6 protein-coding genes are annotated in these 10,767 nt (G+C 68.8%); 5 read left to right on the top strand and 1 reads right to left on the bottom strand.

Going from position 1 to position 10,767, the window contains the following annotated elements:
• Positions 1–20 precede the first annotated feature (20 nt).
• Positions 21–2,168 carry a hypothetical protein gene (locus JOD64_RS03525; RefSeq protein WP_204940885.1) on the top strand — a complete coding sequence of 716 codons (2,148 nt, stop codon included), beginning with the start codon at positions 21–23 and terminating at the stop codon, positions 2,166–2,168.
• 63 nt (positions 2,169–2,231) lie between these two features.
• Here JOD64_RS03525 and JOD64_RS03520 read toward each other — a convergent pair whose 3' ends face one another.
• Complete coding sequence (locus JOD64_RS03520) at positions 2,232–2,915, bottom strand: hypothetical protein (RefSeq protein WP_204940884.1); 684 nt, start codon at positions 2,913–2,915, stop codon at positions 2,232–2,234.
• 225 nt (positions 2,916–3,140) lie between these two features.
• Here JOD64_RS03520 and JOD64_RS03515 point away from each other — a divergent pair, with 225 nt between their 5' ends.
• The 4 genes from JOD64_RS03515 (at position 3,141) to JOD64_RS03500 (ending at position 10,767) form a co-directional block, all read left to right on the top strand.
• Positions 3,141–6,374: a hypothetical protein gene (locus tag JOD64_RS03515; RefSeq protein ID WP_204940883.1), complete on the top strand. Its 3,234-nt coding sequence runs from the start codon at positions 3,141–3,143 to the stop codon at positions 6,372–6,374.
• 108 nt (positions 6,375–6,482) lie between these two features.
• Complete coding sequence (locus JOD64_RS03510) at positions 6,483–7,154, top strand: response regulator transcription factor (RefSeq protein WP_204940882.1); 672 nt, start codon at positions 6,483–6,485, stop codon at positions 7,152–7,154.
• 101 nt (positions 7,155–7,255) lie between these two features.
• Positions 7,256–8,026, top strand: a complete 771-nt coding sequence (locus tag JOD64_RS03505; protein ID WP_204940881.1) for a hypothetical protein — start codon at positions 7,256–7,258, stop codon at positions 8,024–8,026.
• Complete coding sequence (locus JOD64_RS03500) at positions 8,023–10,767, top strand: right-handed parallel beta-helix repeat-containing protein (protein ID WP_204940880.1); 2,745 nt, start codon at positions 8,023–8,025, stop codon at positions 10,765–10,767. Before JOD64_RS03505 ends, JOD64_RS03500 begins: the two co-directional genes overlap by 4 nt.

Genomic DNA, 10,767 nt, shown 5'->3' with positions numbered 1-10,767 from the left:
CGTCGCCCCGGAGGCTCCTGGTGACCATTCCCCTCACGCCACGCATCATGGACGCGATCTGCCTCGATCATGTGATCCCGACCGGCACCGGCGTGCATCTCCAGATCGAGCCGCCCACCGCCGACGGCAGCCCGCTGCTCGCCGAGGCGAACGACCTGCCGGGCAACGACGGCATCACCTACCTCTCGCTCGGCACCGGAATGGTGGACGCGGTGCGCGACCTCGCCGGATCGGCGGTGGGCTGGCAGGACGGGATCCGGACTGCAGGCGAGGCCGGCCCGCCGAGCGTCAGGCGGACGCGTGCCCTGTTGTACCAGTTCCTGCGGGGCATCCCACCGATTGCGCTGGACCGGATGGTGGTGCACTCGCTCGGCCAGGACGTGCTCGGCCTGGGGGACGCCGCCGCGCAGGCCAACGTGATCGGGCTGCCGGTGTACGCCAAAGCAGCCGGCCTGCGACCGCATGACCCCGCGGCCGGCCCGCCCGTCGACCGTGACCGGCTCCTCGCCTTCGACCGGGAGATGCGGCCCACCACGTCGCTCGACGACGCGTACGTCGTCGGGGTCGTGCCCGACCGGCACTGGGTGACGGACCCCTACGCCGACGTCAGCGACGAGATCGCGGCGGAGGTGCTCAAGCACCCGTACCCGTTCGGCCGGATGGTGTTCGACGGCGATCGGGTCCACCTGGGCCTGCCGGCCGGCCTGGCGGATCGTGCGTACGCCCGCCCGCTGCGCGAACTCGGCCGGCCGCTCACCCGGGAAGACCTCAGCCGCACCGGGACGCCGGTCAGGGGGGTCGACAGCTACGGGGAACTGTTCGCTCGGATGGCGGCCCCACTGCCGGACGCGGCCGCCCGGTACGCGCTCGTCGCGGTGGACGGGCTCGACGCCGGTACAAGCGTGTACCTCGGCGTGCACGACGAGCACGGTGTGTCGTTCCTCGACTTCAGCACCGGCCACACAGCCGTGTTCCCGCGAGCACGTGGCGGTATCGAGATGGCGGAACTGGCCGGCGACGCGGAAATCCTCGGCCTGCTGCGCGATCTCGACGGCTCCCGTACCCCGGAGGCGTCGACGCGGCGGCCGCTGGCCGCTCCACCGTCCGGCGTGCGCGTCCACCGCCAGGTGGGTCGCGACGAGGGGCACGCCGTCGAGCTGATAGGCAAGGTCGGGTCCATGCCGGACCGCTTCCTGGAGCAGGTGACGAGGGCGGCCGGCGACGGCGAGCAGGATGTGATCGTCATCGGCGGTGGACGGCCGGCGGCGCGACCGTCCGCCCAGTCGACCCGGGGCGACCGGCTCAGGCTGGAGATGCGGTTGTTCCAGTATTACGTCAGCGGCGCGGTGCCGACGGTGGTCGCCTGGGGCGACGTCGACAAGCCCGTCCTCGACATCCTGGACCGCTATCACGTCCCGTTGGTGCGGCGCACCACGGGCGCGGCGGGCGCCGGGTCGCTGGCGGGTGGTGGCCTCAGCCTCAACCTCGACAACCTGTGGGAGGCCCGAGGTCCCGAAGGAAGTGCGGTGAGCGTGCCGCCGCAGAAGGACATCACCCCCGCGCTGCTGCGGGCAGCGACCGATCGGCGACGGGAGTCCAATCTCACCCGGCTGCCCGAGCGGCTGCTGTCGTACCTGTCGCTGCCGTTGAACGACACCTCGGCGATCCGCGCCGAGCTGGCCGAGCACGGTCCAGCGTTGCGGGAACTCCGCCCCCAGATCGACGGCCTCGGCGTCGACCCGGACGTGTTCGCCGCCCATGCCAGGTTCCTGGGGATGACGCAGGACCTGCTCGATGTTGGGTTGGGCGTGCACGAGGCCGCCACCGCAGAGGAACGCCACGAGCGGATCCTCTCCGCTGTGCCCGGGCTGGTGGTCAAGGAGCCCGAGGCCCGGAGGACGGCGTTCGAAGATCTGGCCTCAATCACGCTCGGGACGCTGGACGACGGCGCGAGCCGGGCAATCCTGCGGGCTGTCGGCATGCGGCTCGACGGGGAGTCGCGGGAAAAGGTCGAGCAGGAGATCTTCCGTCACGCGGCCTACCTGCCCCGCGAGGGACGGCCCAACCTGCTGAGGATCCTGGCGGCGGTGGCCCCGCAACTGCCCGAGAAGTACCGCCCCGTGCTGGATGAGGTGGCCATCCACGTTGCCGACTGCCCCGACCTCTGACGAACGCGCTGGGGGAGGCGTCGCCGGTGTCCCAGGCACCGGCGACGCCATCCCGTTACGTGACTACTGGGCGTCCGGGACCCACTCGACCGTCACGCCGTCACCCTCGTAGCCGGTCCAGATCGCCCCGTCCTTGACGGTGATCCTCTTGTCGTTGGGGCCGTCGACCGTCTCGACCCACGACCATTCGCCCTTGACCGGTTCGCCCTCCTTGAACCACGGGGTGGGCCCGCCCGACGTCTTCTCGCCGATCGGCGGGCCGGTGAAGTCCCGCTCACCCGGCGTGGGATCGGGTCCCTTCTCCGGCGGGTCTACATTGGCGTGATCGCGGACCGAGGTGTCGAGTTCCTTGTCGGGAAACTCCAATGAGTCGGCAAACCACTTGAACGCGTAGAACAGGTTGACCTCGGCCTGCGCGTACGCGTCGCCGGCACCCTGCACCCCGCCGGCCACGCGATTGATCACGCCCTGCTTCTTGTTCGCGTCGGTGTCCGCCCCCTCCTCGCCGAAGAAGTCGTCCAACGCGACCTTGTACTTGTCCGAGAAGTCCTGGCTCTCCTGCTGGCTCTTGCCCGCCCAGCCGAGCGCCAGGTCTTCCCACTGCGCGTGGATCGCGAGGAAGTTGTTGGCAATCGCCGTGCTGAGATCGTTGACCTTCTTGCCCAGATCGAATATTTCGACCGGTGCCACCCCGAGCTTGACCGTCTCGTTGTTGTAGTCGGCCTTGTTGACCACGTCGATCCCCATCTCGTGCGCATCTGCCGCCCACGTGTACGGCGACTCCAACGTGGGCGGTAGGCGGTACATACTCCTTTTCCGATAGCGTTTCGTCGCGCCAGGATCGTTGTCAACGTCCCGATTTCGGTGCCCCCGTGCCATTGCGCGGTAGACCCCCGTACAAGGGCTTGCCGGCGCCCCTCGAATGCTCGCTAGCCTGCACCTGCCTGACCCTCTGTCCTAGGTGGTATGCAGATGACCAACTCCGGTACCTCGGGGCGAGCGCCGGCGACGGCCGACGAACCCGCGGGCGACGGTGCCGGCTCGACCGTCTGGTACACCGATGGCACGGTCGCCGAATTCGACCTGAACGGGCACCTGTTCAGGCGGACGCTGCCCGACGGCACCGTCCTGTCGGCGTCCGACGCATCCCAGCCCGCCGACACCTCCTCGGAGCCCGCCAATGCCGACCCGCCCACCGACCCCCGTGGTGACGCCGAACCAGTCCCCGACACCCGCATCCTCCGACAGCAAACCGCCGACGGCACCGTTCTCGAATCGTTCGATTCCCTCGACCGCCCTCATGCGGGAATTGCGAACGGCAACCACTTCACCATCACGTACCGTCCCGACGGCGGTAACCTCACCTGCTACGAGGATGGTTCGTCCGCCGAATATGACGCAGGTGGCGGCCTTGTCCGGCAGACGACCGTTGACGGTACGGTCTACTCATCCTCCGATGGCCAGGGCAGACCGCATGCCGGTGTTGCCGAAGGCTCCAGTTTCACCATCGATTATCGGGCGGCCGACGACAGCTCCATCGTCCGTTACGCAGATGGCTCCGCCGCTCGCTTCGATGCAGAGGGTAGCGTCGTTTGGCAGGACACTGGCGACGGCACTGTCTATAGCGAGTTCGACGCGCAACACCGACCGCTAGCCGGTTCGGTCGACGGGGAGCCCTTCCGGGTCAACTACCGTCCGGATGGTCATTCGGTGACGCGTTATGCCGATGGCAGTGTGGTGGAGTTCGGTGCCGATGGTGTAGTGCTCTCGCAGTCGTCGCCGGACGGGACGGTGTTTTCGGGTTTTGATGGTTCGGGTCGGCCGACGGAGGGTTTCGCGGGCGGTCAGGATTTCAGTATTTCGTATGGTCCGGATGGTCATTCGGTGACGCGTTACGCCGATGGCAGTGTGGTGGAGTTCGGTGCCGATGGTGTGGTGCTTCGGCAGGTGTCGCCGGATGGCACGGTGTTTTCGGGTTTTGATGGTTCGGGTCGGCCGACGGAGGGTTTCGCGGGCGGTCAGGATTTCAGTATTTCGTATGGTCCGGATGGTCATTCGGTGACGCGTTACGCCGATGGCAGTGTGGTGGAGTTCGGTGCCGATGGTGTGGTGCTTCGGCAGGTGTCGCCGGATGGCACGGTGTTTTCGGGTTTCGACGGTTCGGGTCGGCCGACGGAGGGTTTCGCGGGCGGTCAGGATTTCAGTATTTCGTATCGTCCGGATGGTCATTCGGTGACGCGTTACGCCGATGGCAGTGTGGTGGAGTTCGGTGCCGATGGTGTAGTGCTGCGGCAGGTGTCGCCGGACGGGACGGTGTATTCGGGTTTCGACGGCTCAGGGCGGCCGACCGAGGGCAGCGCCGCCGACGGGCAGGACTTTACGCTCGAGTATCCAGGTAATGGCAACACGATCACGCGTTACGCCGATGGCAGTGTGGTGGAGTTCGGTGCCGATGGTGTAGTGCTGCGGCAGGTGTCGCCGGACGGCACGGTGTATTCGGGCTTCGACGGCTCAGGGCGGCCGACCGAGGGCAGCGCCGCCGACGGGCAGGACTTTACGCTCGAGTATCCGAGTAATGGCAACACGATCACGCGTTATGCGGACGGTGCGACGGCCGAGTTCAATCCGGATGGCATCATCATCCGGCAGGTGACTCCGGATGGAACCGTATACATCTCGTTTGACGCGGAGAACAGGCCCGACAAGGGATATTCACCCGACTCCGGCGCGTTCACCGTCGAATACCCGTCCGAGGGTCATACCGTCTACCGGTACGACAGCGGCCTGGTCGTCGAGTATGGTCCGAATTCGCTGCCGATCCGCCAGGTGCTCCCGGACACGACCACGTTCACCTCGTTCGATGAGGATGGAAGGCCTACGCAGGGTACGGCTCCGGACGGCGTTTCCATATCGATCACGTACCAGGACAACGGCGGGTCCGAGATAACGTACGGATCCGGAGTCCTGGTGCGCTACAACGCGCAGGGCGACCCGTACTTCATGCGAACCGCTGATGGTTCGGTCTTCACGGAGTTTTATGAGAGTGGTGATCCGAAGAGCGGCGAGACTGCTGAGGGTGTTTCCGTTGGGATCGTGTATAACTCGGATGGTGGTTCGGAGATAACGTACGGGTCGGGTGTTGTCGTTCGGGTGAACGAGAATGGCGATCCGGTTTGGATGAAGACGAGTGATGGTTCCGTCTTCACCGAGTTCTATGAGAGTGGTGATCCGAAGAGCGGTAAGACTGCTGAGGGTGTTTCCGTCGGGATCGTGTATAACTCGGATGGTGGTTCGGAGATAACGTACGGGTCGGGTGTTGTCGTTCGGGTGAACGAGAATGGCGATCCGGTTTGGATGAAGACGAGTGATGGTTCCGTCTTCACCGAGTTCTATGAGAGTGGTGATCCGAAGAGCGGTAAGACTGCCGAGGGTGTTTCGGTCGGGATCGTGTACAACTCGGACGGCGGTTCGGAGATAACGTACGGGTCGGGCGTCGTCGTTCGCGTGAACGAGAATGGCGACCCGTACTGGATGAAGACGAGTGATGGTTCGATCTTCACGGAGTTCGACGAGAAGGGACGTCCGGAGAAGGGCAAGACGAGCACCGGCGAAGACATCGACATCACGTACAACACCGGCGACGACGGGTACAAGGTCGTGGTTGGGGACAAGGTCACCGTGTACGGGCCCGACGGCGCCCCGATCAAGATGACGGTCGGGGACGACCTCATCTTCGACACGTTCGAGGCCGGCTTCTTCCGCCGCGGGTACGACGTCAAAACCAACCGCTTCTTCGGGATCGAGTACCTGCCGAACGGCGACGTGAGGTGGGTGTTCGGCAAGGACGACTGGATCGAGTTCGACCCCAACGGCACGCCGACCGAGGGGTTCAGGCCAGGGCCCGACGGTGGTCACTTCTCCTTCGCGGTCGAGATCGACAAGCTGGCGTCCGCAGCCGACTTCACCGGGCTGCGACGGAGGGACATCGCGACGGAACTCGGGGACCTCCAGAGTGCGCTGAAGTCCGTCGAGGCGCACTGGAGGAGCCCTGCGGGCGGCAGCTTCCAGGCGTACGCGGCGGTTCTGAAGACGGCGGGCGACAACCTGCTCGCCATGCTGGACGAGTCGGAGAGGAGGCTGCGCGCCACCTACCACAACTACCTCAACGCGGAGTCGCAGAACGCGGGGAACTTCACGCCGAAGTGATAGTCGGAGGAAGCCTCGATTCTGGTTGAACAGACCGCCCGACCGCTCCGTTGTCAGGGCACCCGGGTCTCGCGCCCGGGTGAACATCGCGCCACGGGCACTGCCCTGGTGTTCGGCCCTGACCAGGAGGAGCAGATGCTCGGCATCGCCATCATCGATGACCATCCGGTGAAACGTGCCGGTCTGGAGAAGTTCGTCTCCGAGACACCTGGCCTCGCCGTCGCCACCTCGGTCCGGTGCGTCGAGGACCTGGACCGCTCGGGCGCGACGTTCGACGTCTCCATCCTCGACGTGTCGTTGCGGCCCGGCGGCCCGGCGCTGTCGGTTATCGAGTCGCTGGCCAGGCACGGCCCGGCCGTCGTCAGCTCGTCGTGGGAACGGCCGCTCACGTTCGGCGCGGTGCTGCGTGCCGGCGTCCGTGGGTACGTCGCGAGTCACTCGGACGGAGACGTCATCGTCGCCGCCCTGGTCACGGTCGGGCAGGGGGGCTTCTACGTCTGCCCTGAGCTGACGGAACGGTTCCAGGCGGACCTGGTGCGCAACGTGAACGCCGATCCGGCCGGACTGGCGCCCCGCGAGGTGGAGACGCTGCGGTGGATCGCCCGTGGCCTGACCCACGCCCAGATCGCCGGCCGGATGGGGCTCACCGAGGCGACGGTCAACACGTACGCCAAGCGCATCCGGGCGAAGCTCAACGCCGGAAACAAGGCCGAGCTGACGCGAATGGCGATCGAACTCGGTCACCTGCCCAGCAGCGGCCGCCGCTTCCCGGCGGCATGACGAGCCACGGCATCCACGGCGTGACCAGCCAGGGTGAGGCCGATCAAGGCGCGACGAGCTGAGACGAGACGACGTGCGGGGAGAGCGTGGAAAGTAGCGACGTGTCGACGATGGGGCCGCCGGCGGCGGGCCGTCCGGACGGAACGCCCGCCGCGCCGCATGCGGAGCGCCTGGAGTTCGTCCGGGCGTTCATCGAGCACGCGCGGGCACAACCGAGCCCGGACCGGCCCGTGGCCCGGCCGCACACCGCGCTGCTCGTGGCGTCCACAGCCGTCATCGGCGCGCTGCTCTTCGGGCTGGTGATGGGGCTGTTCAAGGGCGGCGGGGCACGACCGGCGGGAACGCCGCAGGCGGCCAAGACCGGGCCGACGTCGTACACGGCCGTGACCGGTTGGGACTGTCGCAGCGCGGAGGACCACACGTTCGAGGCCAAGGGCCGTACGCCGGAATGGGCGACGGTGCGCGACGGCGCCTGGGCCGCGGACGGTTGCCGGGGGTCGTTCACGACCGTCCCGATGAGCAGTGACCCCAACATCGACGACCCGTCGCAGTCGCTGGTCTGGGCGTTCCTCCCGGGCACGGGCGTCCAACGCTGCGAGGTGGCCGTCTACGCCCCGAAGATCAGTGGCGACGAGTTCACACCGGCCACCAAGGCCCAGTTCACGGTGACCGCCGGCCGCGACGGCGCGTCCCAGGGAACGTTCCAGCTCAACCAGGCGGCGCGATCCGGCGACTGGCAGGCGGCCGGGGCGTTCCCGGTCACCAACGGCAAGTTCACCGTACGGCTGAACACGCGTGGGAAGCCCGGCAGCGACCGGGAACGGCTCATCGTCTCCCAGGTGCGGATCACGTGCGGGCTGGCGGACAAGTGACGGAGCGTGGCGGGGTCGGAACCGCACCGGCCCGGATCGAGCGGGTCGGTGCGAAGGGCTGGGGCCGGCACCGGACCATCGGTGCGGCGGTCCGGGCGGCGGGGGACGGCGCAGTGGTCTCGGTGGCCGCCGGCCGCTACGGGGAGAGCCTGATCCTCGAACGCACCGTGCGGATCATCGCTGAGGCGGGCGGCCAGGTCGAGATCGCGCCCGCCGAGGGACCGGCGCTCGTGGTCCGGGGCGGCACGGCGACCGTACAGGGCCTGCGCTTGGTGGCGCAGGGGCGCGGCCGGCCAGCGGTCGCCGTCACCTCGGGAGCCCTGTCGCTGGAGGGCTGCGAGGTCCGGGGCGGGTTCGTCGAGGTGACCGGCCGTGCGAGCGCCACCCTGCGCGACTGCACGGTCGCCGGGACCGTCGGCGCTGGCGTCGACGTCGCCGACTCGGCCCAGGCGCGGCTCGTCGGCGGCGCGGTCCACGACGTGGAAGGCACGGGCCTCGTACTCCGTGGAGGTGCCCGCGTGGTGCTCTCCGGCACGGCGGTGCGCGAGGTGAGCGGTGCGGGTCTGCACCTGCGCGACGCCGCCTCCGTCGAGCTGGACCGGGTGGAGCTCTCGCACACCGCGACGGCCGCGCTGCTCGTCGAAGGTGAGGCGTCGGCGGTCGTGCGCGACAGCCAGTTCTTCGACAACGACGGCGACGCGGTGCGTGCGAGCGGCAGCGCGCAATTCGCCGTCGGCTGGTGGCCCGACCCGCTGCCGGCCCGGCCGCTGCTCGACACGCCGGCGACCGGCGCGGACGAGCCCGGCGGGATCCGGCTGGAGCGCTGCGTGTTCGAGCGGACCGGTGGCACCGCCGTATCCCTCGCGGGTCCGGCCAACGCCGACCTGCGCGACTGCCGCATCGACACGGCCGCCGACGCGGGCGTGATCGCGAGCGGTGAGGTGCGCCTGGCGATGACCGGCACGCACGTGGTGCGGACCCGCAGCACCGGTGTCGCGCTGCTCGGCAGCGCGCAGGCCCGGATCGAGGGCGGTACGGTCGTGGACACCGGCGCCAACGGCGTCTACCTGGCGGGCGAGGCGCGCGCGGTGCTGCGCGACACCACGGTGCGGCAGACCACGTACACCGCCGTCCACCTCGGGGGTACGGCGATCGCCGGGCTCGCCGACTGCGTGGTCGCCGACACCTCGGAGTGCGGTGTCCGGGTGACCGGCGGGGCGTTGGTGCGGGTCGAGGGCGGCCGCGTCGAGCGCGCCCGGCAGCGGGGCGTGACGGTGGAGGACACCGGCGACGCACACCTGCGCCACGTCACGATCTCCGAGAGCGAGGTCGGGCTGCGCCTCGACACCCCGCACCGACCACTGATCGAGCACTGCGTGATCAGCGACATCGGGCAGACCGGCGTCGAGGTGGCGAAGGGGAGCGGCCCGACCGTACGGCACACCAGGATCAGCGCGTGCGGCGGCGCTGGCGTGTTCGTGGACGCCGGTGCGGCCCCGGTGGTCGACGGCTGCGAGATCGAGCGCTGCGGCGGCACCGGCGTGGTGGTCTGGACCGGCGCGGACCCGTCGATCCGGGCCTGCACGGTGACCAACTGCAAGAAGAACGGGGTGTACCTGGGCGCCGACGCGGGCGGGACCGTCGAGGACGTCGACATCTCGGCCACCGGCTATCCGGCCCTGTACGTCGGTGCCGGCGCGGCGCCGGTGCTGCGCCGCTGCCACGTGCACGACGTGGAGGAGGACCTGACCCTCGTCGAGGGGGCGACGCCGACGTTCGACCAGTGCACCAGCGCGGACGTCGGCACCGCCACGATGCCGGCCGAGGACGGCGGGTCCCGGGTACGACGGGTGGCCCTCGGGCACGCCGGGGACGTCGGGCGGCCCCCCGCGCGCGGGGGCAAGCCGGATCCGGCCGACGCCGACGAACTGCCGGACCTGCTCGCGCAGCTCGACCGGCTCGTCGGGCTGGAGAAGGTCAAGCAGGACGTCGGCTCACTCGTGAAGCTGATGCAGATGGTGCGGCGCCGCCGCGAGGCGGGACTCAGCCCTCCGCCGCTCTCCCGCCACCTGGTGTTCGCCGGCAACCCGGGCACGGGCAAGACGACGGTGGCCCGGCTCTACGGGCGCATCCTGCGCGCCCTCGGCATGCTCGGCAGCGGTCACCTCGTGGAGGCGGACCGCTCCACCCTGGTCGGCGAGTACGTCGGGCACACCGCGCCGAAGACTCAGGCCGCCTTCCGGCGGGCACTGCACGGGGTGCTCTTCATCGACGAGGCGTACGCGCTGGTCCCCGACGGCAACACCATGGACTTCGGCCACGAGGCCATTGCCACACTCGTGAAGCTGATGGAGGACCACCGCGAGGAGGTCGTCGTCATCGTCGCCGGATACCCATCCGAGATGACCCGGTTCGTCAACACGAACCCCGGCCTGGCGTCGCGGTTCTCCCGGACGCTGACCTTCGACGACTACACCACCGATGAGCTGGTGAGCATCGTGCGGCACCAGGCCGCCGACCACGAGTACCACCTCACCCCCGAGGCGGTTGAGAGTCTGCGCCAATACGTCGACGTCGCGGACCGCGGCGAGGGCTTCGGCAACGGGCGCTTCGCCCGAGGCGTGTTCCAGCGCATGACCGAACGGCACGCCGCCCGGATCGCCGACCTCGCCGCGCCCACCACCGCGCAGCTGACCGCCCTCGAACCTGAGGACCTGATCGACCTGACCGGCGCGCCCTAG

The sequence above is a fragment of the Micromonospora luteifusca genome (assembly GCF_016907275.1).
Lineage (GTDB): Bacteria > Actinomycetota > Actinomycetes > Mycobacteriales > Micromonosporaceae > Micromonospora > Micromonospora luteifusca.
This window is presented reverse-complemented; position numbering and strand designations above follow the sequence as displayed.

Coding starts and splice junctions, on each gene's coding strand:
- JOD64_RS03520 (WP_204940884.1), bottom strand. CDS start 2,915: ATGGGGATCGACGTGGTCAACAAGGCCGACTACAACAACGAGACGGTC.
- JOD64_RS03515 (WP_204940883.1), top strand. CDS start 3,141: ATGACCAACTCCGGTACCTCGGGGCGAGCGCCGGCGACGGCCGACGAA.